This window comes from uncultured Helicobacter sp. (assembly GCF_949282165.1).
GTDB lineage: Bacteria > Campylobacterota > Campylobacteria > Campylobacterales > Helicobacteraceae > Helicobacter_F.
Window position 1 is genome coordinate 19,160 of the sequence record NZ_CASDOV010000018.1, and the last position, 26,715, is coordinate 45,874.

The window sequence follows — 26,715 nt, forward strand, 5'->3', positions numbered from 1 at the left end:
GGACAAAATGCTTTTAAAAAGATTAAGAAAAGAAAATGTTATAAAAAACTTTTTTCGCGCTCGTGTATTTTTGTTACTTTTCCTTCGCTGATTTCTGCGACTTTGTTAGCAAGCTCGATGGTGCTCGGTCTGTGGGCGATGAGGATGATGATTTTGTCCTTGCGGTTTAGGTGTATGGCTTCTTTTATCAAATCCTCGGTTTGTGAATCTAGTGCGCTTGTCACCTCATCGAGTATGAGAATATCGGGGTTTTTATACATTGCCCTAGCTATGGCTATGCGCTGCCGCTGTCCGCCGCTTAGATTTGTGCCAAACTCATCTAATATCGTGTAAATCCCTTGGGGCATAGCCTGCACATACTCATACATTTGCGCGCTTTTTAGTGCCTCTATCACGCGCTTTTCATCGACTTCCATACCATAGGCGACATTTTTGGCAATGCTATCGTTAAAGATAAAGATTCTCTGTGTAACGATGGCGATATTCTCACGCAGGCTTTTTTGTGTGTAGTCTTTGATATTTTTGCCATTAATGAGAATCTCCCCGCTCTGACACTCATACAAGCGCAGTATGAGATTAACTAGCGTGCTCTTGCCACTCCCGCTCTTGCCCACTAGAGCTGTGATTTCATTGCGCTTAAAATCTAGGCTAATGCCCTTAATCGCGTGGGTTTGCTCATAAGAAAAACTCGCGTTTTTAACCTGTATAGAATCTATGGGCTTTGTGAGGGTGTGCGTGCCATCTGTGATATGCGAGGTTTTGCTAAGGATTTCAAAGATTCTATCGCTTGCGACTATCGCGCCCTGCATACCGCCCCAAATATTGACGAGTTTTTTAAGCGGTGTGAAGATCATAAAAAGCGCGGCAGCAAACGAGCCAAACTCTTCAGCCGTGAGCCTCCCAGCGTGAATCTCAATCGTAGCGATGTAGATAATCCCAGCCAACGCCACCGCACCTAGCAGCTCCATTAGCGGCGTGGTGAGCTCCCCCACGCGCACGGACTTCATACTGATTTTTAGGAATTGCCTATTTTGCTCTTCAAAATGCTTGGCTTCGAGCTTTTCGCCATTGCTTGCCTTGATGATCTCGATATTATTGAAAATCTCGGTGAGCTTGGAGGTGATATCGGCATTTTTTTCTTGCAGGGAGCGAGCGTATTTTTTCATCTTGCGGATAATCATATTGATCGGTATGAGCGCAAGCGGGATCACAATAAGCCCGATAATCGCGAGTTTGGGGCTTTGGTAAAACACCACGCAAACAAGCCCAATAATCGTGCTAAACTCGCGGATAAACTCCGTAATGTAGTTAGAGACTGCCATACGGATAATGCCAATATCGTTGGTAATGCGCGACATTAGCTCCCCGCCACGCATTTTGTTAAAAAATTCTAGCTCAAGGCTTAGCATATGCCCAAGCATTCTATCTCGCACCTGACGCACGATATCCTGCCCGATAAAATTCATAAAATACGACTGCACATAAGTCCCGCCCGCTTTGCCCAAATAGATTAGGATAATCAAAAGTGGCATAGCAATAGCAAGGAGATTGTCTCGCGCCATATCTTCAAAGTTAAAAAGGGGAGTGTTTTTGGGGACTTTTCCCATAAGCGTGCCTAGCAGCGGCTCAACCATATAGGTTACCCCTGCCGTGCAGAGTGCCGCCACCAAGGACGCGCTTACAGCGATGATAAATGAAGTGTAATGCCCCTTGATATAGGGCAAAAAGCGTCTAAAAAACTGGATTAAAACTTTCACTTATAGCTCAAACCCAGCGTCCAAAATAGCCTCAGAAATTTGCTCCTGTGTAGCGGGCGCGCTAAAATCCACCTGCACGCTTTTAGCAGAGAGATCCACCTGCACGCGCTCCACACCATCGATTGATCCGATAAACTTCTCGAGTTTATCGACACAGCCCTGACATCTCATACCGCCCACATTGTTAAATGTAGCTTCCATTGTTGCTCCTTTAGATTTATAGAATCTCAAACCTCCTCAACCGCGATGAGTTGAGCACCACGCTAATAGAGCTAAAACTCATCGCAAGCGCACAAAACATCGGGTCTAAGAAGATTCCAAAGCCTCCGAGTGCCCCAAACGCAATGGGGATAAAAACGATATTATACCCAAAAGCCCAGAATAAATTCCCCTTTATATTGGCAATCGTCGCCTTGCTTAGGTTATAAGTGTTTAAAATCGCCTTGGCGTTGTGGTTGTAGATAATGATATCTGCGCAGTTTTGTGCCACATCATTGCCGCTTGCATACGCCATACTCACATCCGCGCTTTTGAGTGCCGCGGCGTCATTTACCCCATCGCCCACCATCAGAATCTGCGCGTGGGGATCGTGCGCCTTCGTGCGCGTGATAAACTCTAACTTATCCTTTGGCTTTGCCTGTGCGATGACTTCATCAATCCCCAAAACTTCCGCGCTCGCCCTCGCGCTCTCTTTGGTATCGCCACTTAGCATTGTTAGGTGGAGGTTTTGCGCACGCAGGGATTGCAGCGTAGGGACTATCTCGGGACGCAGTAAATCACGCAAATACAGCACGCCGATGATGCGTTGAGAATCTGCCAAATACACCGCGAGCTTAGAATCTACGCAATCCACAAAAGGATTTGTGATATGAGGATTATGCAGCTTGACACATTCAAGATTGCCTAGGGTATAGATTGTGCCCTCTATCTCGCCCCTAATCCCAAAGCCAGCGATGGATTCAAAGTTTTGCACAGGCTTTAGCTCCGCGTTGTGCGCGGTGGCATAGGCAGTGAGTGCTTGGGCGATGATATGCGCGCTATTAGATTCTAAAGAGCGCACGATGGAGAGAAACTCACGCTCTTTTATCTCGCTTCGCGCTTCAAAGACTTCAAGCCCATCAGAGAGCGTGCCGGTTTTGTCAAACACGATATGCGTGGTTTTGCTAAGCGATTCTAGACAACTTGCGGTTTTAAAAAACACGCCCATCTTAGCCGCCTTTGCCTTAGCGTGCAAAAACGCCATAGGCGTGGCAAGCCCAAGCGCGCAAGGGCAGGAGATCACAAGCGTGGCGATAAAAATATCAAGCCCAAAGCTAAAATCACGCATAGCCCACCAAAACACTCCCGCAACAAGTGCTATCGTGATCACTACGGGCACAAAAACTCCCGCGATTTTATCGGCTAAGATTCCAATAGGGGCTTTAGATTCTGTGGCATTAGCGATGAGGGTAAAGATCTGGCTTAGCATACTCTTAGCACCCACCTGCGTGGCTTGCAGCACCAGCGCACCCTCGATATTAATAGAGCCTGATAAAAGAGAATCTCCTGCTTTTTTAAGCACCGGAATGCTCTCGCCATTGATACTACTCTCATCGACACTGCTGCGCCCCTCGAGCACGATCCCATCGACAAGCACCATATCCCCGGGCAGGACTTTTATCACATCATCTTTTTGCACTTCTTGGGCTAGAGTCTCTACCCACTCGCCATTTTGCGCGCGTTTTAGCACCTTTTTTTGGTTGATTTCAAGCAGGAAGTTCGCACTTTGTTTGGCGTCCTCTTTGGAGACATTTTCGATATATTTGCCAATCATCACAAAGCACAAAATCACACTCACGCTCTCAAAATACAAATGCGTGTGAGAGCTAAAAATATCCACCATTCCCTTTAGGCTATACAAAAACGCCGCGCTCGTGCCAAGGGCGATGAGAGAATCCATCGTGGGATTGCGCGCGATGAGGGCTTTGAAGCCTTTAAGATAAAAACTCCTCCCCATATGCATCACCACCAATGTGCTAAAAAGCATAATCACTGAATCTGCCTCTAGCGAGATGAGCGCGTGGGGCTTGAGGAAGCCAAACATCGCGTTAAAGGCAAACACAAGCGTGATGAGTGTGAAAATAATCGCAAGCATTAGGCGTCGCTTAGGTGGTAGAAGCTTAGAATCTAGGGCGTTAAGGCGTGCAAAAATGCCGCTAGATTCTGTATCGCTTTTCTGGGCTTTGGGTGGGAGCATACTAGGCGTGTAGCCAAGCTTGGCGATGAAGGCAAAAATCTCTTCAAGGCTCGTGAGATTCTCATCATAAGTGATATGTGCTTTTTGGCTGATGAGATTGACTTGTATGTCCTTGCAGTAGGGCTTGCGCGAGAGCGAGCGCTCTATGCCGCTGCTGCAGGCTGAGCAGCTCATACCATCGATGTAGAAGTTTGCTTGTTTCATTAAGAGCTCCATAATTTTAATTGAAAATTTTAGAAATTCGGCTTGCACGCAAAACAAGGCGTAGCCGAAGTTTCTTTAGTAATCTTTAAATGAGTGCAGCGGCTCGGCTTAGTCACTACCGCTTAGGTAGCTCCTTGCGCCTCGCCTTGCACAACATTTAAATCTTACGCACAATCCTAGAATTTCTGGCAAGCCTTCTTAGAGTCGTGTTCTCACGGATATTTTCTAATTTTTCAAGTCGCTTGTTTGCGCAAAAGAAAAAGGGGTTTATCCCCTCCCCGCTCCCCTTAGCCCCGAAAAAGATAAAGCGCCGCTTTTCTTTTTCGGCAATCAAGGGGAGTGCCTCGCTGTTTCCTTGTCTAGGCAAAAATCAGCGGTGGCACTGCTGCCACCTTGCTCCTGATTTTTGCCACCACGACAAGGGCGAGGGGCGGTTGGTGCTAACGCACCTACATATTTTAATGGGGCAAAGCCTTGATGAGATTCTGCAATCGTGGCAGATTCTGTGATTGTTTCAGAATCTAGATTCTAAACTTTCCCTAGATTCTGTTTGCTCCCACTAGAAATTCTAGGATTACTAAAGAAACTTCGGCTACGCCTTGTTTTGCGTGCAAGCCGAATTTTAGAATCTAACGATTCTCGCGGCGCAGTGTAATATCCCAGAGTAAATAGTTCCCAACTCCACCCACCACAAGAATTTCTAACACAGATTTTGCTATGATGAGCTTAGATTCTATCCACGACAAAAGGAATGGTTTTGCCCACAAAATTTGAACAAAAAATGCACGCCCTCACGCACAAGCCCCTGTTTTTGGTGGCGTTGTTTGCGAGCACCTCGATGACGGTGCTAGGCAATGTCGTTATCGCCCCATCACTCCCCGCGCTCAATGAGCATTTTGCCCATATCCCTCACGCCGATGTGCTCGTGCCGCTTATCCTCACTCTGCCTTCACTCTTTGTGATGTTTTTCTCGCCCATAGCCGGCATTGCAATTGATACCTTTGGGAAAGTGCGATTTTTGCTCCCCTCAATGGTGGTTTGGAGCATTGCAGGAGTGCTTGGATTCTGGCTTGATGATATTTATTCTCTGCTCATCTCACGCGCGATTTTTGGTATAGCCACGGCGTTTGTGATGACTTCTGCCTCGGTGCTAGTGGCGAGCTACTACACAGGCAGCGAGCGACAAAAAATGCTCGGTGTGCAGGGCTTTGCCACTGCGGGCGGGAGCGCGGTGTTTTTGAGCCTAGCGGGGTATCTCTCCGCGCTTAGCTGGCGGTATCCGTTTTTGGTGTATTTTTTGGGCTTTGTGTTTTTTGTCTTAGCGAGTGTGTATCTCTTTGAGCCCAAAACTCCAAAGGGCGCATCACACGAGATTCATAGCGATGAGCCTTTTAGAATCTGGGCGTTTCTCCCTGTGTATTTTATGGGGTTTTTTGTGATGGTTACCTACTTTGTCTCGCCCACGCGCCTGCCCTTTTTTATCACCCAATACCTGCATGAGAGCCCCAAAATCGTGGGAATCTCTATGGCGATCTCTGCGGTGGCGTTTGGCGTGATCGCGCTTTTTTATGAGCGTATCAGAATCTACCTTAGCATCAAGCAAGTCTATATGCTCGCCCTTGCGGCGATGGGGAGCGCGTTTTTGCTATTTTTTACCTTTCACACATACTCCATCGTGCTTGTGGGGCTGATTTTGCTTGGTTGTGGCGGGGGGCTAATCCTTGTCAATAACAACTCCTATCTTTTTAGCATTGCCAAACCTCATCAAAGAGGTAAGGCTATGGGGCTTATGAGCTCTTGTATGTTTTTTGGGCAATTCGCCTCCCCACTCATCACGCAGCCATTCATACGCGCTTATGGGCTTTTGGAGCTTTTTTTGGGGCTTGGTGTAGTGATTTTTGCACTTTTGGGGGTGGTGGGCTTAAGAAAAATGTGATATTAAGGGCTTTTTGGCTAGGATTTTGGATTTTTGAGGAGGAATGTAATGCAGGATTTTTTTTCACTTCAGGCTTTTATAGAGTTGCTCGATCAGACAAACACCTATCTTTATACCTATATTTTGGTTTTCACGCTTCTTGCGTGCGGGATTTATTTTAGTATCCGCACGCGCTTTATTCAGTTTCGCTTTTTGCCACAGGTTTTTAAGATTTTGCGAGAAAAGTCCCACGAGGAGCACGTCTCGCCATTTGGGGCGTTGATGATCTCTACCGCCTCACGCGTGGGTATAGGCAATATCGTGGGCGTTTCGGTGGCGATGAGTATGGGCGGTGTGGGTGCGCTGTTTTGGATGTGGATCACGGCTCTGCTTGGTGGGGCAAGTGCGTTTATAGAGAGCACGCTCGCGCAGGTGTATAAGCGCAAAGACGGCGCGTATAACTACAAAGGCGGTCCGGCGTATTATATCCAAAGCGCGTTGGGCTCAAGGGGCTTTGGGATCGTGTTTGCCATCTCGCTTATTTTGTGCTTTACCTATGGATTTAACGGCTTGCAGTCCTATACGCTCACTTCTGCGTTTGAGATCTATATCGGCTCAGATTCATTCCAAAATGGCTATTTCAGAATCTTTCTTGGCATCTTGCTATCTATGCTTGTGGTAGGGTTTTTTTATGGCAAAAACAAATCTTCGGCATTCATCACTTCAATCCTCGTGCCCATTATGGCGATTGGGTATTTTGGCGTGGCGGCTGTGGTGATCGTGAGCCATATTGATGAGCTGCCTCGTGTGTTTGCCCATATCCTTGAGCAGGCTTTTGATTTTGAGGCGATTTTTGGGGGATTTGCGGGTAGTGCGATGGTGATAGGCATTAAACGCGGATTGTTTTCAAACGAAGCGGGTATGGGCTCTGCGCCTAATGCCGCTGCTGCCGCACACACCACGCACCCTGCCAAACAAGGTATGGTGCAGACACTCTCTGTGTTTATCGATACGATCATCATCTGCACCGCTACTGCGCTAATGGTGCTCTGCTCACAGGAGAATTTGCAGGATTTAAAGGGTATGGCGATTATGCAAAGGGTGATGCAGGGGTATTTTGGGGAGTTTGGATTGCATTTTGTGAGCATTGCGGTGGTGCTCTTTGCCTTTACCTCGCTTATTGGCAATTTTTTCTACGCACAGATGAATTTCAAATTTATCACACAAAACAAACTCGCACTCAATATCTTCCGTGCAAGCGCGGTGGCTATGGTGTTTGCCGGCACACAGATAGATTTTAAACTCGCGTGGGATTTGGCAGATGTGTTTATGGGGCTTATGGCACTCACTAATATCGTGGCGATCCTCCTGCTTGGTAATATCGCATTGCGCGTGCTAAGAGACTACGAGAAACAACGCAAAGAGGGCAAAGATCCGCATTTTAAAGCCGCTGATGTGGGGCTCACAAACACCGAGTGCTGGAAATAGCAATGGCGCGCGTTAGTGTGTTTGGCGGTGGCTCGTGGGGCAGGGCTCTAGCCTTTGGACTCTCGCAAAAAAATGAGGTGTGTATCGTCTCTAGGCGCGATCTCACGCACTCGCTTGCGCCAAATATCAAGCAAGTAGGGCTAAGCGAGGCACTGGAGAGTGAATATTTTGTGATAGCCATCGCGACAAACGCGCTGCGGGGCTGGCTAGCGAGTGTGAATCTCCCAAAAAATTGCAAAATCCTCGCTGCTTCTAAGGGCATAGAAACAGAGTACAATGCCTTTGTGAGCGATATTTATGAGCATTTTACCTCACAAAACAATGTCGCCTACCTCTGCGGACCGAGCTTCGCCTCAGAAGTTTTGCGCTCACTGCCCTGCGCACTTGTGATCCATACGCGCAACCTCGCGCTTGCACGGGAGTTTGGCGCGCTTATGCCAAGCTTTATCAAAACCTATGAAAGCCCCGATGTGATAGGTGGGGAAATCGCTGGAGCGTATAAAAATGTCATCGCCATCGCTGCGGGGATATGCGATGGGCTAAATCTGGGGGCAAACGCCAAAGCTTCACTGCTAGCACGCGGGCTTGTGGAGATGAATCGCTTTGGAGAGCACTTTGGGGCGCAAATGGAGACTTTTTTGGGGCTCTCGGGTGCTGGAGATTTGTTTTTGACTTCAAACTCCACGATGTCGCGCAACTATCGCGTGGGGCTTGGGCTCGCTCAAGGCAAAAGTATGCAAGAGATTCTATGCGAGCTAGGCGAAGTAGCTGAAGGCGTGCGGACTTCACAGGCTATCACGCAAATAGGAGAGAGAGAGCGTATCTATGTGCCTATCGCTAGTGAAGTGTGCGCAATAATCAATGGCAAACATATCAGTAAAAGTCTTGAAACATTGATGAAATAAGAGAGAAATCTTAAAAGAGTTGTGTAAGGAAGTGGTGGGAGGAGAGCTCTAGGGGGCGTCTCCCTAGAGCTATAAAGCCTTATTTTTTGCTCACGAGATCTTTTAGAGCCTTACCGGGTCTAAACTTAGGCACTCTCTTTTCTTTAGTAGTGTAAGTTTTGTTAGTTCCGGGGACTTTACCGCTCTTTGCTTTTTGCACTGCAGTTTCAAATTTACCAAAACCAACGAGCTCCACGCTCTCTTTTTTAGCAAGTGCTTTTTCTACCGCCTCTGTGAAAGCATTTACCGCTCTTTCAGCGTCTTTTTTAGTTTCGAACTTTCCTGTAGTCTTAACGAGATCTATAAAGCTTGCCTTGTTCATGATGAACCCCTTTCTTAATGAAATTTAAAAAACACGCATATTGTAGCAATTTTTGCGCAAAAGTCAAGGATTTAACGCGTTTTTGGCATTTTTTTGGCAAAAATTTACGCACAATGCGTATTTATAGCACATCGCCCTGTGTGAGCGGCTGCCCAAACTTCAGTGCCCTAGCCGCTTTGCGCCCTAGCAGACTTTTGTAGATTCTAGGGTGTAGCCCGCCATTTGGGCGCAGCACCTTGATATTTTCAGCACTGAGCTCCTCGCCCTCGCCTATATCGCGCACCACCCAAATGCTCCGCGCAAACTCACGCCCCCTTTTTTGTGTGGGCATACACTCCCCCTCCCCCATCATCTCGCACACATTGTGTATCTCCCTTACCAGCGCGCCAAACTCTTGCGCATCCAAGCTAAAGGCACTATCGGCACTCTGCAGGCTTTTATCTAGTATGAAATGCTTCTCCACCACGCTCGCACCCAATGCCACCGCCACACTCGCACATAGCGTGCCAAGCGTGTGATCAGAGAGCCCAAACTTCACGCCATATTTTTGCGCAAATGTGGGCATACTCGCCAAATGCACAGAATCTAGGGGTGCGGGATACGCACTCGCGCAAAGCAGCAGCGTGAGATCGCGCACGCCACACTTTTTGCACAGCGTGATCGCCTCGTGCAGCTCGCGATCGTCAGCCACGCCACTTGAGAGGATCATAGGTTTCTTAAGCCGCGCCACATACTCCACTAGCTCGAGATCTAGCACTTCAAAACTCGCGATTTTATACATCGGGCAGCCCAGAGATTCTAAAAAATCCACCCCCTCTTTAGAAAAAGGCGAGCTAAAGACGACTAGCCCTAGCTCACGCCCTAGCGCAAAGAGCTCCTTATGCCACTCCCAGGGCGTTTGCGCCTCCTCATAGAGCTCATAGAGATAGCGATCCTCCCACAATCCCCCTTGGATTCTAAAATGCTCGTTTTTGGCATCTAGCGTGAGGCAACTTGGCTTGTAGGTTTGGAGCTTCACGGCGTTTGCGCCACTTTGGGCGATCGCTCGCAGCGAATCGCGCGCTATCTCCAAGCTCCCGCAGTGATTAGCACTTAGCTCTGCCACGATAAGCGGTGCTTTGGCAGTATTTGTGCTATGGCGTGCTATCTCAAAGTTTGCGACATCACTCTTGCTCATTATGAGCACATCACAAAACCTCCCATCACTCACCACAAAATCCTGCAAAGTGCCGTTGTAGCCAAATCCCGCCTTGGTATAAAAATCTATCGCGCGCGCATTTGTGCTCATCACTTCTAAAAACAAACTATGCAGCCCCAACTCCTCAAAGGCAATGTGCTCGATGATTTTTAGAATCTCCTGCCCCTTGTGCGCGATATGCGTGGCTTTGGGGTTGGTATAGATTCCCAAATAGGCGTGTTGGTGGCGCATACGCGTGAGCGAGCCCACGCCAAGGATATATCCATTATGCAGGATTGCCCAGTAGCGTTGCGTTTTATCAAGCTTCAAATGCTCCACAAACTCAAAATGCCCCTTGTGCGTGATATGCGCGCTATACATCCACCGCGCCACCTCTGGAGTGTTGCGTATCGCGAGTATCTCCTCTAGCACCTCCCTATCGCACGCACAAAAATCCCGCGCCTCATAATCGCCTATTTTGTAATTCATACGCATATCCTTTTAAGAGTGTAAGCCAAAGATATTCCCCAAGGCAGATTCTAGCTCTAGCCCTATGCGCAGGGCTTTGAGCGTGGTTTTAGCCTGATTGCGCGCAAACTTTGGCAATAGGGATTGTATGAGCGTGGGGATTTGCGCGAGGCTTTGGGCGTGTTTGAATGCCCCAAGGGCGGCAAATTGCGAGATTTGGAAATGCTGATTTGGGGCGGATTCTATCATAATGGTGGGCATAAGACTAGCAGCCAGCTCGATGAGCGTGCCACCGCCCGCGCTGATGGCGATGTCGCAGCGGCGCATAAGCGCGTGCATTTGCACAGGGCTAAGATCGCGATAGTGCTTGAGATAAGGGCGCGTGGGCGGAGTGTGGGGGTAGTGTCGCCCAAGCACGAGGTGGATCACACAGGGCATAGAATCTAATGAGGGATTGTGCGGGGCGAAAAGCACGCTAGATTCTATAAATGGCAGAATCTGCGCGCTAAGATTGCCCAGATCGCTCCCCCCAAAGCTCACAAAAATATCGCCCACCCTCTCGCGCACCGCCGTGATGGGCGTAAATGCCTCATCACTTAGCCCAAATCCCAAACCTAGCAAATGCCTTGAAATGCGCGCAGCATAGAGCTTGTGGGCATTTGGCGCGGCATTGAGGATAAAACTCTGTGGCGGATACACGGCGCGATTGGTATCATCAAAGCACACAAGGCGCGCGAATACTGAATCTAGCAGCGCGAAATGCTCTCTCCCAAACACATAGCTATCCACCACCGCGCCCAACGCCTCCCCTGATAGAATCTGCGCGCAAAACGCCTTGAGATTTTCTACCTCATCGAGCTTGTGGGTAATGATGGGGCATAGCACAGATTCTATGGGATTTGTGCGCGAGGAGAGGAGCGCGAGCTTGTGTGCGAGCGCGCTCACACGCCGATAATGCCCTAGCCCAGCCTGCGCGCCATCATCATAAAAGAGGTAGAGTTTCATTATTGCGCTTGTGGCGTGGGGGCGGGGTGGGTGAGCTGATATTTGAGCTCAGCAAGCTGCCAATCCTGCGGTGTGTCGATGTCCTGAGCGTGGAGGGGATTAAGGATAAGCGCGCGCGAGTGTGGGGTGAAAATGGGGAGCTGCTCCCTAAAACTCTTAGCACGCGCGAAATAAAACTGCCCCGCGTCGTGATAGAGTGGCGCGAGATCTTGGGAGCGCGTGTGCTCAAACTCGGGGTGCAAAAGCGTGGGGGCGAGCGAGTGGGCATTATGCGCGTTTAAAAGGCAAGCCCTAGAATCCACGCGCCCATTAGATTCTATAAACCCCGCAGAATCTACAGAATCTACAAACTCCACAGAATCTAGCCTAAAGCTCCGCCACGGGCTATGCGCATACGCCAGTGCGCCAAACACATAGCGCACGCGCCTATCCTCACAAAGCAGGGCGTGGGCTTGTGTGAGGTAGTGCGTGGGCAAAAGCGGCGTAGCGGGATAGAGGCAGCAGATAAAGTCCTCATCGCGCGCCTGCAGGCTCTCAAGCGCGTGGGCGATGACAGGGAGCGTGGGTGTGTGATCATCAGCTAGAGCTTGAGGGCGCATAAAGGGCGTCTTTGCCCCATAGCGCACGGCGATAGTGGCTATCTGTGCAGAATCTGTGCTCACGATAACCTCATCAAAAATCCCGCTTTTTAGCGCGTTCTCAATCGCATAGGCGATGATGGGCTTGCCACAAAAGGGTTTGATATTTTTGTTTGCGATTCGCTTAGAGCCTCCGCGCGCGGGGATTATGGCGAGATTCACAGCATTGCCTAAAAGGGCCACACGCTCTCTATCCCATCACTCACGGGATTTTTGCTACGCGTTTGGCTGATAGGTCCTACCGAGCGATAGGCGATCTTGGCATCGGCGAGGTAGCGGCTTTGCACGGTGTTGTTTTTTTCCACATCATAGGGGCGCACCACGCCGCTTACTTGCAGGATTTGCTTCTCGCCATCGACGAGAATCTCCTTTTGCCCAGCGATGAAGTAGTTGCCATTTTCTAGCACTTTGATGATGCGCGCGGTGATAGTGGCGTTGATAGAATCTGTATGGCTTTGGTTGCCCCCGCCTGTGAAGTTGGTGGTGTTGTTGGCTTTGGTGAGTGTGTAGGCACTTTGGTTGTTGAGCTCTTGGGCGATTCTTTGCTGCTCCTCATCAGCCCCGCCATATTGGATACTAGGGGGCGTTACCACGCCGCCACTCGTGCCGTTGTAGGCTTTGTTAGTCGTGAAGTTTGCCGTGGCGTTTTCACTGATAATCACTGTGATGAGATCATCGGGCTTCATCGCCCTCCTATCGGCAAATAGTGGCCTATCCCCTGTCCCAAAGAGACTGCCTGCACGCGGAATCTCTGGGATAAATTCTTGGGAGGGCGACTCCTCGACATAGTTTGGAATCTCGCTAAAGTCGATATCCGCATCAAAAGCATACACAAAACTCGCAAGGCCCACAAAAGCGCACAATCCCGCGCATAGTCTCATTTTTTTCATCACCTAATCCTTGGTTTTGGTGTTTTTGGGATAGAAGCAAAGGGCATTCCGCGTGGGGTTTGCTAAGCCTAGACTTAGGATTTTTTATCTGCTTTGGTTTTTGTGGGGTTAGATTCTGTATTGGCTCGTTTTTTAAAACCTCTTTCAATTCTACGCTTTTGAGAATCTCCACCTTAGATTCTGTAAATGCCCTAGATTGTGAATCTGCTTTGGATTCCCCAAATTCCGCATTGCTTAGATTCTGTCCTTGCTCGCTTTTTGGAATCCCTTTAGATTTTGTGTGTGTTTTAGATTCTGAATCCGCACTAGATTCTGTAGATTCTAAATTTCTTAGAATCGCATTCTCACGAATACTTTCTAGATTCTTAGAATCTCGTGTTTGCGCAAAAAGAAAAGGGGTTTCCCCTCTCCCCGCTCTCCCCAGCCCCGAAAAAGATAAAGCGCCGCTTTTTTGCTGCGCTTTGCTTGCAACCCGTTGGGTCTTTTCGGCAGCCACAAAGTATATCTTTTGGCGGGAGAGCCTCGCTTTTTCCGCTTCTAGCGCAATCGTTGCGGAGGCACTGCTGCCTCCTTTTCTCAACGATTGCACACCACGAAGCGGGCGAGTGTCGGTTGGTGCTATCGCACCTACACATTTTATTTGATTTTTGCGTTGCAAAAATGGCGCAATTTTGCAATTGCGCTTAGGCATCGTGCTTGCGCACGCACTATTATTTGTATTTAGCAAAGCCTCGCTAGGATTTTTTGGCGTTGTGGATTCTGTAAGTTGTTTAGATTCTGTATTTGAATCTAAATTATCAAAATTAGAATCTAATCTTTTCTTAGATTCTGAATCTACACGAGATTCTGTTAAATTAGATTCTAAGCCCACATTAGATTCTGAATCTGCCTTACATTCCGCGCTTGGCTTGCCCTATTGGCGTGGTGTGGATTCTGTGAGTTCGCTATTGCAAGCAAAAAAATTAGTCATTGCGGTGTGGCTGTGTAAGCTTTGCGGATTTTTTGGAAGGTTAGCGGACAAACCGAGCGTGCCTTCCGAAAAATCCGCAATCTTATCGCATTGCATACCCAAGGAGCCGTTTTCCATGAAAAAAGCCCAATGCCTTAACTCACAACCGTTTATAATCATCCTCTAATCTCACAATATCATCCTCCCCCAAATACTCACCCATCTGCACTTCTATCAGCACGAGGGGGATTTTGCCCGGATTTTCTAGCCGATGGGAAGCACCCATAGGGATATAAGTGGATTCATTTGCCTTCAAAAACACTTCCCTCTCCCCAATCTGCACGATCGCACTCCCGCTCACCACGATCCAATGCTCGTTGCGATGAAAATGCTTCTGCAAGCTTAGTCTATGCTTTGGCTTGACGACGATTTGCTTGATTTTGTAAGTGGGAGATTCTAAAAGCACGCTATAAGTCCCCCAAGGTCTGTGCGCGGTGTTGTGAATCTGTGTAAGCTCCGGATAGGTGGCTTTGAGCGTGGGGATGAGCTCTTTTATGCGCTGGGTTTGCGTGAGCGGCGCGATGAGCAGGCAATCTCCGCTATTAATGATGGCGAGATTCTCCACGCCGATAGTGGCGACAAGCTTATCAGAAAGGATAAAGTTGTTTGTAGAATCTAGCTCCACATACGCGCCCTTTGTGGCGTTGCCCCTTTCATCAGCTTGCCACTCCTCTTTGAGTGCTTCAAAGCCCCCCACATCGTTCCACACAAATGTCCCCTCCACGCACGCGACTTTGGAGCTTTTCTCCATCAGCGCGTAGTCTATGCTAATCTCCTCTATGCTCTCACACGCTTTGGGCTCGAGGCGCAGTATCTGCGTGCTTGGCGCGCTTTGCTTGCTTATCTCATAGGCTTTGGTGCAGGATTCTAAAAGCCTTGGAGTATGCACCCCTAGATCGCGCAAAAACACATCGGCGCGGAAGCAAAACATCCCGCTATTCCAAAAGTATTTGCCACTTTGGAGGTATCGCTGCGCCGTGGGGAGATCGGGCTTTTCTACAAACTGCTCGACGATGCCATCTTGGGCTTTGATATAGCCATAGCCGGTATGTGGGGAAGTGGGCTTAATCCCAAAGGTTACAAGGAAGCCCTTTTGGGCGAGATCTAGGGCTTTGTGTATGCACGCTTGGTAGCTTGGCTCATCTTTGATGAGATGATCGCTTGGCAGGGCGAGGAGGATCTCCTCAGGGCTAGATTCTAAAGCCCTAAGTGCGGCAAAGCACAGAGCGGGCGCGGTGTTTTTGGCAAAAGATTCTAAGAGAAAAGAATCTATGGCTATGCCCGCATCTTGGGCAATGTCTTTAGCCAAAAAGAAATGCTTATCGTTAGTGATGACGCTAAAGGTAGCGTTGTGGCTTTGGACAAAGGGTTGGTTGCGCCTAAGCGTGTGGGCAAAGAGTGTGTTTAGCGCGTCTGTGCCCCCACTGCGTGAGGCGTCCTCTCGGTGTGAAGTCGCCTCTTTGGCACTGGGCAGGATTGGGGCAAATTGCTTGGGCAAAAGCTCGCGTGAGAGGGGCCAAAGCCGCGTGCCAGAGCCACCACAAAGTATGCTAATCGTCATAAAATCTCCTTTCAAGCTGAAAATGGTGTGGTAAGAACGCATTTTGCTTTGGCTATAATGCCAAAAATTATCGCAAACTTCACTAAAACCTTAAGGAAAGATGATGTATCGGGAAGTCTTAGCCTATTTTGCACAAATATGCGCCATACCCCACGCAAGCTTTCACACAAAAGAGCTTTTTGCCTACCTCACGCGCGAGTTGGAAAGCCTCGGATTTGTCGTGCGTAGCGATGAGGCGCGCAATATCTATGCCAAAAAAGGGGATTCTAAGCCCGTGTGCTGTCTGCAGGGGCATTATGATATGGTGTGCGTGGGAGCTGCGTCGCGTCATACGCCCATAGAGACTTATGAGGAGCAAATAGAGGGGGTGGCGTATCTGCGCGCGCGGGATTCAAGTCTTGGCGCGGATAATGGTATCGCGCTGGCGTGTATGCTGGCTCTGGGCAAAGAAATGAGCGATTTTGAAGTGCTCATCACCAACGATGAGGAAGTGGGAATGCTCGGGGCAAAAAATCTCCAAATGCTTATAGAATCTGAAGTGCTGCTCAATCTGGATTCTGAAGACATTAATGAGATCGTGCTGGGCTGTGCGGGCGGGATGGATCTGAGCGCGCGCTCAAAGCTAGAGCCTACGCACAGAATCTACGACAAAACCTTTGTGATACGCTCAAAGGACTTTGTGGGTGGGCATAGTGGGGTGGATATACACAAAAATATCCCTAATGCGATTGTGGAGTTTGCGCATTTTCTCATCGACAAGCCCGCGCAGATTCTCTCACTGCGCGCAGGGGAGAAGCGCAACTCTATCCCTGTGGGCGTGGAATGCGTGGTGGTGGCTGGTGAGGATTTTTGCCAATACGCCAATGCGATGTTTGCCATCACGCCTCTAAAATCTGGCACAGAATCTAGCGCAAAATCCGCCCCGCATTCAGAATCTAGCACGCCCTTAGAATCTAGCGCGCAATCCCACGCCTACGCAGCAGAGATCCTCTCGCCCATCATCGCGCTCCATAGCGGCGTGTATGAGATAGAATCTAGCACCAAAAGTGTGATAGATTCACTCAATCTCTCGTGTGCGCGCGTGCAAGATGGGGCATTAGAGCTCGATCTCTTTGCACGGGCTAATGATGATGCTAAGCTAGCGCGTATGCAGCGGCGTGTGGGCACGCTACTTGGGGCGTTTGGTATGTGTGTAGAATCTAGCGATTTTTATAGCGCGTGGAAGCGCAATATTAGCGATGATGACGCGCTTTTGGCTATGTTGAGAGGGCTATATGAGGCAAATGGTATCACGCCGCATATCACGCAGATTCACGCGGGGCTAGAATGCGGGATTTTGGGGCAGCGACTGCGCGAGCTTAGCAAACCAACTCCTACTAAAATCCTCTCCATCGGTCCCACCATCGACTTCCCCCATAGCACCAAGGAGCGGCTAAACCTTGAGAGTCTTAGGGTGTTTGTGGCGATTTTACAAGGGGCATTACAGAATCTAGGAGCGAGAGTATGAAAACATTGCGAGCAGGGATAGTTGGGGTGAGTGGCTACACGGGCGCGGATTTGCTAAAGATTCTCCACAAGCACCCATATTTTGAGATAAGCTATGTGGGAAATACCCAAGGCGGTGTGAATCTAGATGAAATCCATAAGGAATTTTATAATGTGCTTAATTTGCCCGTGCAAAAGGCTTGCGCTAAAGATGTGTGCGCGCAATGCGATGTGGTGTTTTTGGCACTGCCACACAAAAGCGCGATGGAGTTTGTCAAGGCATTGAGAGAAGCCCAAAAAAATACAGAATCTAGCTCGCTAGATTCACTAAAAATCATAGATTTGAGCGCGGATTATCGCTTGAGCGCGGAGCATTATGAGGCGGTGTATTGCCCACATATCGATGATGAGGGACTCTCTCGTGCGGTGTATGGACTGCCTGAATACGCGCACAATGCCATAGCAAGCGCCTCTCTAGTCGCAAATCCGGGCTGCTATCCCACCGCCACGCTTTTGGCACTGCTGCCGTTTCTCCCCTATGTGGAGGGCGAAATCTTTGTCGATGCTAAAAGCGGTGTGAGTGGAGCGGGCAAAAAACTCACTGATGATACGCACTACCCAACTATCAATGAAAATATCTTTAGCTACGCGCCACTAACCCACCGCCACCAAATCGAGATTGAGGAGAAGTGCGCGCAGTTTGGGGCAGTGAGTGCGCGCGTGCATTTTGTCCCACATTTGTGTCCTTTTACGCGCGGTATGCTTGTGAGCGTGTTTGCCACGCTTAGGGAGGAGTATGCGGATATACAGCCCCTAGAGATTTTGGAGCGAGCGTATGAGGGCGCGCCCTTTGTGAGAATCTGCACTCAAAGCGTGCGCGTGAGCGATGTGCGCGGGAGCAATATGTGCGATATCTTCGCGCTCAAGCGAGGCAGGGCGTTGTATATAAATAGCGCGATTGACAACCTTATGCGCGGGGCGAGCTCCCAAGCCGTGGTCAATGCCAACATAATGTGTGGGCTGCCGCAAGATTGTGGCATACCGCAAGTGGGGTGGTGAGTGAGTAGCGACGCACCAAAACTATCAGAGGGAGCACCAAAAGAGGCATTAGAGGGGGCATTGCGCGAGGCGGCGGCATTGCGTATCAATGACGATGCGGTGTTTGTCGCGGATGCGCATTGGAAGGCAGGCGATGAGGGGCTATTAGCGTGCTTAGATTCACTGCAATGCTCGCAGGTGTTTTTGATGGGAGATATCGCACAAATGCTCGTGGGCAATCTCGCCACAAGCACAGAATCCAACAAGGCTCTGCTAGAGTGCATACAAAATTTAAGTAAGCGTAGCTGTGTGTATTGGCTTGAGGGCAATCACGACTTTGGCTTAGAGGCGTTGGGCTCTGCTCTAGCGCAGGTGCGCTTTATCCCTCGTGCGCGCCAACCCCTCATCGCCACTTACAGAGGGCAAATCGTGAGCCTCGCGCACGGGGATTTGTTCCTAAATAAGCGATACAGATTCTATATCGGTGTGCTCAACTCCCGCTTTGGGCTTAGTGTGCTAAAGGCTATAGATTGGCTCTCGCGCGGGTGGGTGTATAGGGCACTGCAAGCAGGCATAGATTCTAAACATATCCGCGCGTTTAGGGGGGAGTATGAGGAGTTTTGCGCACGCCGCGCGCAATCGTATCAAACCTACTTCCTCAAGCGATACAAGGCTCTACCACACATCATCATCGAGGGGCACTTCCACCTAGGGCGCGAGATGTGGCTAGAGGCGGGAGGGGGGCGCGTTTTTTATGCGTGTTTGCCCTCATTTTATATTGATGGAAGCATCTTTAGGCTACAATTTGGCATTTGTCAATCACAAACTAGGGGTAAGAATGGCTAAAAAAAGTCTGTTAAATCTTGCGACAAACGAAATGGAATTGGTGGATTTTAGAATCTACGAGATACATGGCGAAGAAAGCTATGAGGGCGTGTATGGGATCAATGTCTCCAAAGTCGATGGCGTGGTGGAGTTCCCCGATCATGTCTTTGATCTCCCGGCTGCACCTGATTATGTGGTGGGGACATTTGATCTGCGCGGAGAGATCATACCGCTAGTGGATTTGGGCAGGTGGATGTGTGTGCAGACAGACACTTCAAAAACGAGCCAAAAAGTCATCGTGGCGAAATTTAATAATATCAAGATTGGCTTTATCATCCACGAGGCAAAGAGGATTAGGCGGATTAATTGGAAAGATATCGAGGGCGCGGCGTTTAATGTAAGCAACGACAATCAACGCGGTAAAATCACGGGCACAACGCCCATAGAAGATGGCAGGACATTGCTGATTTTGGATTTGGAGGGGATTTTAGATGATTGCAACTTCTACGATCCGATGAAAAATATGATCAATGAGGACGGGAGCCAAAAAGAAGTGCCCAAATTTAGCGGTTTTGCGCTGATTTTAGATGATAGTCTCGTCGCACGCAAACTCCTGCGCACTTCACTTAGGGACGCGGGGTTTGATATCATTGAGGCAGTCAATGGCGAAGATGGCATACAAAAGCTCGAGCGATTATACGAGCAGTATCAAGAGAATCTAAGCGAGCATTTAAAAATCATTATCTCGGATGTGGAAATGCCCCAAATGGATGGTTTCCACTTCGCCGCGCAAGTCAAGCAAGATGAGCGTTTTAAGGATATTCCCATTATGTTCAACTCCTCAATCTGTGACAATCTGAGTGAAGAAAAAAGCAAGGAAATCGGGGCGGAGGCGTATCTGATAAAATTCGATACGGGGTTATTTTATGATGAAATATCTCGAATTTTATCAAAATAAGAAATAAATTCTGTTAGAATGGCGGGCAGAGTTTAAATTTTGAAAGTGAGGTTAGGCAATGGACGATATACAAGAGATAATGGAGGACTTTCTCATAGAGGCTTTCGAGATGGTAGAGCAGCTCGATCAAGACTTGGTGGAGCTAGAAAGTAATCCTGAAGATTTGGACCTACTCAACAGAATCTTTCGCGTGGCGCACACGATCAAGGGTTCAAGCTCGTTTTTGAATTTTGATATCTTAACGAGCCTAACACATCATATGGAAGATGTGCTCAACAAAGCGCGTCGTGCAGAGCTAAAAATCACTCCCGATGTTATGGATGTGGTGCTGCAATCTGTGGATTTGATGAAGGCACTTTTGAGTGCGATTAGGGACAATGGGACAGACGCAAATAGCGGCATTGATATCACAGATATTGTCAAGCGACTCCAAGAGGTTTCTGGCGATAGTGGCGAGGAAAAAGCCCCAGCACAAGAGGCTAGCCAAGAAACTAACAAGGAAGATTCTAAACCGGCAGAGCAAAGCGTAAATGCTACGGATAATCCGCTTGCTGATGAGCCAGATTTGGATTATTCCTCAATGAGTGGGGAGCAGGTAGAGGCGGAAATCGAGAGGCTTTTGAAAAAACGTCAAGAAGCCGACAAGGCGCGTCGAGAGGAGCTCAAAAAACAAGGACTAGCCCCCAATGTGCAGGCACCAAGCGAGCCAAAAGAAGCACAATCTACCCCAAGCCCCCAAGCCCCCAAGCCCGCTGCCGCCAAACCAAAAGCTGGAGCCAAAAAAGAAGATGGCGGTGCTCCAGCGACCAATGTCGAACAAACAGTGCGCGTGGATGTGCGCCGCCTAGATCATTTGATGAATCTCATCGGGGAATTGGTGCTTGGCAAAAACAGGCTTATCAAAATCTATAGCGATGTGGAGGAACGCTATGATGGGGAAAAATTCCTCGAAGAGCTCAATCAAGTCGTCTCCTCTATCTCATCAATCACTACAGATTTGCAACTCGCAGTGATGAAAACTCGAATGCAGCCTGTGGGCAAGGTGTTTAATAAATTCCCGCGTATGGTGCGTGATCTCTCTAGAGAGCTTAACAAAAACATTGATCTTGTGATTACAGGCGAGGAAACAGAGGTGGATAAATCCATCGTAGAGGAGATTGGCGATCCGCTCGTGCATATCATCAGAAATTCTTGCGATCACGGCGTAGAATCTCCTGAAGAGCGACAGGCTCTGGGCAAACCTGCTATGGGAACGGTGCAACTCAAAGCCTATAATGAAGGCAACCATATCGTGATTGAGGTAACCGATGATGGCAAGGGGCTTGACGCGCAGATGCTCAAACGAAAAGCGATAGAAAAGGGCCTAATTAGCGAGAGGGAAGCAGATTCTATGTCTGACAAAGAGGCGTTTGGGATTATTTTCAAGCCCGGATTTTCTACTGCCAAAAGCATTACTAATGTCTCTGGGCGCGGCGTGGGTATGGATGTGGTAAAAACCAATATCGAAAAGCTTAGCGGTATCATCGAGATAGAATCTGAAAAGGGCGTGGGCACAACACAAAAGCTCAAAATCCCTCTCACGCTAGCGATTATGCAGGCGTTGCTCGTGGGCGTGCAGGAGGAATACTACGCGATCCCACTCTCATCTGTCATAGAAACCGTGCGCATTAGTCAAGATGAAATCTACACAGTCGATGGCAAGAGCGTGCTGCGCTCTCGCGATGAAGTGCTCTCGCTCGTGCGCTTAGCAGATATTTTCAAGGTAGATTCTGTGCTTGAGGCAATGAATGAGGTGTATGTCGTCATCATCGGATTGGCTGATCAGAAAATCGGTGTGATTGTGGATTATCTCGTGGGACAAGAAGAAGTGGTGATCAAATCGCTTGGCTACTATCTCAAAGGCATTGAGGGTATCACTGGCGCCACGGTGCGAGGTGATGGCAAGATCACGCTTATCGTGGATGTCGCTGGTATGATGAATATGGCTAAGAGTATGAAGGTAAATATCAACAAAATGCTTGACGAAGTGGAATCCCAAAAAGTGAAAAATTCTCCAAGCGACTATACCGTGCTTGCCATTGATGATAGCAGCACCGATCGCGCCATTATGAAAAAATGCCTCAAAACATTGGGTGTTACGGTGCTTGAGGCTTCAAACGGCTTGGAGGCGCTAGATATCGTCAAAAATGGCGATAAGCAACTTGATGCTGTGCTCGTGGATATTGAAATGCCAAAGATGGACGGCTATACTTTTGCCTCAGAGGTGCGCAAATACAACAAATTTAGGAATTTGCCACTCATTGCTGTAACAAGTAGAAATAGCAAAACCGACAGAATGCGCGGAGTAGAATCTGGTATGACAGAATACATTACCAAACCATATACGCCAGAGTATCTAATAAACGTCGTAAGGCGCAATATCAATCTCGTAACAGATGGGGAGTAAGAGTATGAATAATCAGCTAAAAGAAGTGTTTGAAAAGCAACAAAAAAAGAAATCAGGGGAGGACAATGCTTTCTTTGAAGAGACTTTACAGGTTATAAGCTTTATGGTGGGGAGTGAAGAGTTTGCCGTGCCTATCCTCAATGTCAAAGAAATCATCAAGCCTATGGAATACACGAGAGTTCCGGGAGCACCAAACTATGTAGTGGGTGTGTTTAACCTAAGGGGTGGTGTGTTTCCTCTCATCAATTTGCGCCTTAAGTTTGGGCTTCCCTCTATCAAGCAGGATCAGGATACTCGCTATCTCGTCGTAATGCACCAAGATGAAAATGTCGGATTAATCATCGACAAGCTCAATGAAGCCGTGAAAATCAACCAAAACGATATAGATCCTGTCCCAGAGACGATAGAGGGAGCGGAGAGCTTTATGCAAGGTATCGGAAAGCAAGAGGATAGACTCATCACTATTCTAAGTCTTGAGAATCTCCTAAAACGGACATTTTAGGGTTAAATAATTCTTAACTTTCTTATTATTTAGGTTATTTTAAGATTAATATCCTATACTTTGGTTTTGGTTCTACCAAAATACAACAACAAATAAGGGAGTAAAGATGGCTGTTAAGATTACTGATATTTGCATAGCGTGCGGTTCTTGTATCGATGAGTGTCCAGTAGGGGCGATCGTGGATGATGATGATAACCCAACAGGAGAGGGCATTTATTATGTGTATTCTAATAAATGCGTAGAGTGCGTGGGGCACAATGACGAACCAGCGTGCGCTAGTGCGTGTCCTACCGATGGCTGCATCGTGTGGAGTGAGCTCGGCTCTACCAACCGAGATTCTATCACCACAGATATGAGAGATGGCACACATCCTTGTGTGTAACTTTCTAGGATTCTAGTGCTTACTAGAATCCAAACTTTTCTCCAAAACCCAAGATTTAACAAAAACATAAAATAAAATATCCTATAATTCCCCACAAAATCATTTTGAAGGCGTATTATGACCCAAGAAGAACTCAATATGCTGATGAATAGCGACAATCTCGATGATGTTGTTGCACAAGAGGACGATACCCCATCCCAAAACAACACTAGCGAATCATCAGAACTCAATATGGAAAACTATCGCGTAGAAGCCGACAAAAAATGGCCCCCACCACCTCCAACCGACGATCACAAAGTCGTTCATCAGCTTGATGATGTTACCAAGGATTCAGAAGTCAAAGCCACACAGATTTTTGATCAGCTCGAGATTATGGGATCAGCAGCCGATAATGCCGCCAAAAAGCTCAAGCAAATCAAAAAATTCCTCGACTCCCAAGAGGAGCTCTTTAGCAAGCTCTGCGAGAGTTTCCCAAATGTGCAGACATTTACCAAAACTATGGAGGAGATCACCCACACCAAAGCCACCCTCAAAGAAGCCATAAACTACTGCGATGAAGTGAGCGATGCGTCTATGCAGGCTATGGATATTATGCAATACCAAGATATCCATCGCCAAAAAATCGAGCGCGTGATCAATGTAATGCGCGCCCTCGCACAATATATGAACTCGCTCTTTGAAGGCAAGATCGAGGATAATAAGCGCGTGAGCTCCGCTGTGTATATCGCAGGCGATAACAAAGGGGATATCGCGAGCGATGACGATATCGAGGCGCTCATCGCCTCATTTGGCGCCAAGTAGAGCCCTGCCAAATAGAGCCTTAAGAGCCTTATATGTCAGATTCTCTCAAAAAATGTGAGCTCCTCTCACCCGCGGGCAATTTTCAAAAACTCAAAATCGCCCTTGCCTATGGCGCAGATGTCGTGTATGGCGGCGTTAGCCATTTTTCACTGCGTTCGCGCTCTGGCAAGGAATTTGACTTTGAGACCTTCGCACAAGCGGTTGATTACACACACGCCCTTGGCAAAAAAATCTATGTAACCATCAACGGCTTCCCTTTCAACGCCCAGCTAAAACTCCTAGAGTCCCACATAGCCAAAATGGCAGAGCTCAAGCCCGATGCCTTTATCATCGCTGCTCCGGGCGTGCTCAAGCTCTCCAAAACCATCGCGCCCCAAATCCCCATCCACCTCTCCACCCAAGCCAATGTGCTCAATGTCCTTGATGCGCAGGTGTTTTATGAAATGGGCGTGAAGCGCATAGTAGCCGCGCGCGAGCTTAGCCTCAAAGACGCCATAGAGATAAAAAAAGCCCTGCCCGACTTAGAGTTAGAAATTTTCGTGCATGGCTCGATGTGCTTTGCCTTCTCGGGACGCTGCCTCATCTCGGCACTGCAAAATGGCAGAGTGCCCAACCGCGGGAGTTGCGCCAATGACTGCCGCTTTGATTATGAATACTATGTGCGCAACCTCGCAAATGATGAGCTCATACGCTTTGATGGGCGGGAGTTTTATGTCAAAAACCCCGATAATGGCGTGATGATGAGACTTGAGGAGAGCGAGGGCGTGGGCACGCATATTTTTAATTCCAAAGATCTCAATCTCGCAAGCCACCTTAGAGAAATCTTAGATTCTGGAGCGATCAATGCGCTCAAAATCGAGGGGCGCACCAAGTCAGCGTATTACGCCGCGATCACCGCACGCACCTACCGCAAGGCGATTGACGACTATTATGCGGGTGCGTTTGATGAGAGATTCTATCAGTCCGAGCTCCACACGCTCAAAAATCGCGGTTTTAGCGATGGCTATCTCGTGCATCGCCCCCATAGCCGCCTTGACACACAAAACCACCAAACCGCCATCAGCGAGGGAAGCTACCAAGTCAATGCCCAAGTCGCCCCAAGCGGCGATAAGGCACTCTGCAAGCACACCATTATCCCGCACAAGCCCCTGCAGATCGTCGCGCCGCTAGATTCACACATCGTGTGTGGCAAAAACGAGCTAGGCGAGATATACGAGCACGATGGCGCGCATTATATGCGCTTTTTTAAAATCGTGCTAGAAAATGGCAAGGAGCTAGATTCTATCCATAGTGGCAACACCAACCACTTCCTTTTGCCCCTACCCCTGCCGGCATTTAGCTTTTTGCGTCAAAGACTATGAGACACGCGATACACGCGCAACCCCACTCCTAAGGATTGTTATGCTTTTCTCCTCCTATATCTTTATCTTTGCGTTTCTGCCCTTTGTGTGGCTAGGCTTCCATATCCTCAAATCCCTGCCCTTTGCCGCCTCATACACCTGTGCCAAGCTCTTTTTGGTGCTCGCCTCGCTTTTTTTCTACGCGTATTTTAAGCTCGAGTATCTCCCCATACTTTTGGGCTCGATTGTGATAAATTACCTCTTTGCCCTTGCGATTTTGCGCTTCCCCTCACGCTCATCGCGCGCCTGTGCGCACAGCCTCGCTAGTGATTATCCTGTAAGCAAATTGGGGGGGGGGGCAGCACAGGGCAGGATCTAGCCCGCACGCCGCGCTAGATCCCTACCCACGCAACGCCTCCACAAAGCCCCAAAACCCAAACAACCAACAGCCCAAAAAACGCACCCACTCCCCGCTCACCCCGAGATTCTTGCTTATCCTAGGCATAGGTTTTAATCTCTGCTTACTTGGATTTTTTAAATACACCGATTTTTTCTTAGAAAATTTTAATCTTTTCACGCAGCTAGCGCACCTAGACTTTAGCATTCCCCTGCCCCATATTCTCCTGCCCCTTGCGCTCTCTTTTGTGACTTTTCAGCAAATTGCCTTTTTGGTGGATTGCTATAGGCATCGCGCCTTGAGCGATGAGGGAAATTTTGCTTGCACGCAATCTAGCACGGATTCAGAATCTAGTGCGGGCTTAAAATCTAAGGCTTTTATAGAATCTATTCCAACAGATTCACGATCTCATCAAAGCTCAGAATCTAGCCTCTTAGATTCGCATTCTCACGGATATTGTTTAGATTCTCAAAATCGTTTTGTTTTTTCGCAAAAAGGGGTTTATCCCCTCCCCGCTCCCCTTAGCCCCGAAAAAGCCGCCGCTGTTTTTGCTGCGCTTTGCTTGCAAGCCTTTGGCACGGCAATCAAGGGGAGAGCCTCGCTTTTTCCTTGTCTAGTCAAAAATGCTAAAAATGCACTCCTGCATTTTTTTAACGCATTTTTGCCACCACGACAAGGGCGAGAGATGGTTGGTGCTATCGCACCTACACATTGTAATGAGGCAAAGCCAAGCGCGGAATGTAAGACAGATTCAGAATCTAAGGAAGGCTTAGAATCTCATTTTGATACTTCAGATTCAAATAATAATGTGCGCAATAGCGCAAGCCGAGCGCAATTGTAAAATTGCGCCATTTTTGCGCAGCAAAAATCACATAAAATGTGTAGCACGCAAGTGCATACCGCCCCTCGCCCGCTTCGTGGTGTGCA

25 protein-coding genes and 2 pseudogenes are annotated in these 26,715 nt (G+C 48.4%); 16 read left to right on the forward strand and 11 right to left on the reverse strand.

Annotated elements, in window-relative coordinates; all coding sequences use genetic code 11:
- Positions 1-38: 38 nt before the first annotated feature.
- From ACH2BK_RS08415 to ACH2BK_RS08425, 3 genes are read right to left on the reverse strand one after another with little or no spacing between them, the layout of a single operon-like run.
- Positions 39-1,757 (reverse strand): ABC transporter ATP-binding protein, encoded by a 1,719-nt coding sequence (locus ACH2BK_RS08415; RefSeq protein ID WP_395003348.1) that lies wholly within the window; start codon positions 1,755-1,757, stop codon positions 39-41.
- Positions 1,758-1,958 (reverse strand): copper ion binding protein, encoded by a 201-nt coding sequence (locus ACH2BK_RS08420; RefSeq protein WP_394997974.1) that lies wholly within the window; start codon positions 1,956-1,958, stop codon positions 1,758-1,760.
- Positions 1,959-1,974: 16 nt separating this feature from the next.
- On the reverse strand, positions 1,975-4,197 hold the full coding sequence (locus tag ACH2BK_RS08425) for a heavy metal translocating P-type ATPase (protein WP_395003350.1): 2,223 nt from the start codon (positions 4,195-4,197) through the stop codon (positions 1,975-1,977).
- Between the two features lie 242 nt (positions 4,198-4,439).
- On the opposite strand from ACH2BK_RS08425, the gene ACH2BK_RS08430 reads away from it, so the two are divergent.
- The 4 genes from ACH2BK_RS08430 (at position 4,440) to ACH2BK_RS08445 (ending at position 8,505) form a co-directional block, all read left to right on the forward strand.
- Positions 4,440-4,706 carry a hypothetical protein gene (locus ACH2BK_RS08430; protein WP_395003352.1) on the forward strand — a complete coding sequence of 89 codons (267 nt, stop codon included), beginning with the start codon at positions 4,440-4,442 and terminating at the stop codon, positions 4,704-4,706.
- A 248-nt stretch (positions 4,707-4,954) separates the two neighbouring features.
- Positions 4,955-6,133 carry an MFS transporter gene (locus ACH2BK_RS08435; protein ID WP_394997970.1) on the forward strand — a complete coding sequence of 393 codons (1,179 nt, stop codon included), beginning with the start codon at positions 4,955-4,957 and terminating at the stop codon, positions 6,131-6,133.
- A 48-nt stretch (positions 6,134-6,181) separates the two neighbouring features.
- Entirely contained in the window at positions 6,182-7,600 is a 1,419-nt protein-coding gene (locus ACH2BK_RS08440) for an alanine/glycine:cation symporter family protein (protein ID WP_394997969.1), read from the forward strand.
- A 2-nt stretch (positions 7,601-7,602) separates the two neighbouring features.
- Entirely contained in the window at positions 7,603-8,505 is a 903-nt protein-coding gene (locus tag ACH2BK_RS08445; protein ID WP_394997968.1) for an NAD(P)H-dependent glycerol-3-phosphate dehydrogenase, read from the forward strand.
- Positions 8,506-8,584: 79 nt separating this feature from the next.
- On the opposite strand, the gene ACH2BK_RS08450 is transcribed toward ACH2BK_RS08445, so the two are convergent.
- The 7 genes and pseudogenes from ACH2BK_RS08450 to ACH2BK_RS08480 form a co-directional block, all read right to left on the reverse strand.
- Entirely contained in the window at positions 8,585-8,866 is a 282-nt protein-coding gene (locus ACH2BK_RS08450) for an HU family DNA-binding protein (RefSeq protein ID WP_394997966.1), read from the reverse strand.
- 121 nt (positions 8,867-8,987) lie between these two features.
- Entirely contained in the window at positions 8,988-10,043 is a 1,056-nt protein-coding gene (pseI, locus tag ACH2BK_RS08455) for a pseudaminic acid synthase (RefSeq protein WP_395003374.1), read from the reverse strand.
- Between the two features lie 9 nt (positions 10,044-10,052).
- Positions 10,053-10,538, reverse strand: a pseudogene (gene pseH / locus ACH2BK_RS08460) (UDP-4-amino-4,6-dideoxy-N-acetyl-beta-L-altrosamine N-acetyltransferase); the annotation flags it as partial.
- Positions 10,539-10,544: 6 nt separating this feature from the next.
- Positions 10,545-11,516 (reverse strand): hypothetical protein, encoded by a 972-nt coding sequence (locus tag ACH2BK_RS08465; RefSeq protein ID WP_395003354.1) that lies wholly within the window; start codon positions 11,514-11,516, stop codon positions 10,545-10,547.
- Positions 11,516-12,337 carry a cytidylyltransferase domain-containing protein gene (locus tag ACH2BK_RS08470; protein ID WP_395003356.1) on the reverse strand — a complete coding sequence of 274 codons (822 nt, stop codon included), beginning with the start codon at positions 12,335-12,337 and terminating at the stop codon, positions 11,516-11,518. The genes ACH2BK_RS08465 and ACH2BK_RS08470 overlap by 1 nt, the downstream gene beginning before the upstream one ends.
- A complete protein-coding gene (gene flgH, locus ACH2BK_RS08475) occupies positions 12,325-13,035 on the reverse strand; it encodes a flagellar basal body L-ring protein FlgH (RefSeq protein ID WP_395003376.1) in 711 nt (236 codons plus the stop codon). Before flgH ends, ACH2BK_RS08470 begins: the two co-directional genes overlap by 13 nt.
- Positions 12,974-13,540, reverse strand: a complete 567-nt coding sequence (locus ACH2BK_RS08480; RefSeq protein WP_395003358.1) for a hypothetical protein — start codon at positions 13,538-13,540, stop codon at positions 12,974-12,976. Before ACH2BK_RS08480 ends, flgH begins: the two co-directional genes overlap by 62 nt.
- Positions 13,541-13,715: 175 nt before the next feature.
- Between ACH2BK_RS08480 and ACH2BK_RS08485 the strand changes: the two genes are divergently transcribed.
- Positions 13,716-14,180, forward strand: a complete 465-nt coding sequence (locus ACH2BK_RS08485) for a hypothetical protein (RefSeq protein WP_395003360.1) — start codon at positions 13,716-13,718, stop codon at positions 14,178-14,180.
- On the opposite strand, the gene ACH2BK_RS08490 is transcribed toward ACH2BK_RS08485, so the two are convergent.
- A complete protein-coding gene (locus tag ACH2BK_RS08490) occupies positions 14,154-15,614 on the reverse strand; it encodes a mannose-1-phosphate guanylyltransferase/mannose-6-phosphate isomerase (RefSeq protein ID WP_395003362.1) in 1,461 nt (486 codons plus the stop codon). The genes ACH2BK_RS08485 and ACH2BK_RS08490 overlap by 27 nt on opposite strands.
- A 103-nt stretch (positions 15,615-15,717) precedes the next feature.
- Here ACH2BK_RS08490 and ACH2BK_RS08495 point away from each other — a divergent pair, with 103 nt between their 5' ends.
- The 11 genes and pseudogenes from ACH2BK_RS08495 to ACH2BK_RS08545 all read left to right on the forward strand — a co-directional run.
- Positions 15,718-17,121: a M20/M25/M40 family metallo-hydrolase gene (locus tag ACH2BK_RS08495; protein WP_395003364.1), complete on the forward strand. Its 1,404-nt coding sequence runs from the start codon at positions 15,718-15,720 to the stop codon at positions 17,119-17,121.
- Positions 17,118-18,158, forward strand: a complete 1,041-nt coding sequence (argC, locus tag ACH2BK_RS08500; protein WP_395003366.1) for an N-acetyl-gamma-glutamyl-phosphate reductase — start codon at positions 17,118-17,120, stop codon at positions 18,156-18,158. Before ACH2BK_RS08495 ends, argC begins: the two co-directional genes overlap by 4 nt.
- Positions 18,159-18,983, forward strand: coding sequence for a metallophosphoesterase (locus tag ACH2BK_RS08505; RefSeq protein WP_395003368.1), 825 nt, complete (start codon positions 18,159-18,161; stop codon positions 18,981-18,983). It begins immediately after the preceding gene.
- Positions 18,976-19,920, forward strand: coding sequence for a chemotaxis protein CheW (locus ACH2BK_RS08510; protein ID WP_395003370.1), 945 nt, complete (start codon positions 18,976-18,978; stop codon positions 19,918-19,920). The genes ACH2BK_RS08505 and ACH2BK_RS08510 overlap by 8 nt, the downstream gene beginning before the upstream one ends.
- A 58-nt stretch (positions 19,921-19,978) precedes the next feature.
- Positions 19,979-22,366 carry a chemotaxis protein CheW gene (locus ACH2BK_RS08515; RefSeq protein WP_395003372.1) on the forward strand — a complete coding sequence of 796 codons (2,388 nt, stop codon included), beginning with the start codon at positions 19,979-19,981 and terminating at the stop codon, positions 22,364-22,366.
- Between the two features lie 4 nt (positions 22,367-22,370).
- Positions 22,371-22,868: a chemotaxis protein CheW gene (locus ACH2BK_RS08520; protein WP_394997949.1), complete on the forward strand. Its 498-nt coding sequence runs from the start codon at positions 22,371-22,373 to the stop codon at positions 22,866-22,868.
- A gap of 106 nt (positions 22,869-22,974) precedes the next feature.
- On the forward strand, positions 22,975-23,250 hold the full coding sequence (locus ACH2BK_RS08525; protein WP_394997947.1) for a DUF362 domain-containing protein: 276 nt from the start codon (positions 22,975-22,977) through the stop codon (positions 23,248-23,250).
- A gap of 117 nt (positions 23,251-23,367) precedes the next feature.
- Entirely contained in the window at positions 23,368-24,051 is a 684-nt protein-coding gene (locus ACH2BK_RS08530; RefSeq protein ID WP_394997945.1) for a chemotaxis protein, read from the forward strand.
- 32 nt (positions 24,052-24,083) lie between these two features.
- Complete coding sequence (locus tag ACH2BK_RS08535) at positions 24,084-25,412, forward strand: peptidase U32 family protein (protein ID WP_394997944.1); 1,329 nt, start codon at positions 24,084-24,086, stop codon at positions 25,410-25,412.
- 40 nt (positions 25,413-25,452) lie between these two features.
- Entirely contained in the window at positions 25,453-25,770 is a 318-nt protein-coding gene (locus tag ACH2BK_RS08540) for a hypothetical protein (protein WP_394997942.1), read from the forward strand.
- 109 nt (positions 25,771-25,879) lie between these two features.
- Positions 25,880-26,095: pseudogene (locus ACH2BK_RS08545) on the forward strand (MBOAT family protein); the annotation flags it as partial.
- Positions 26,096-26,715 lie beyond the last annotated feature (620 nt).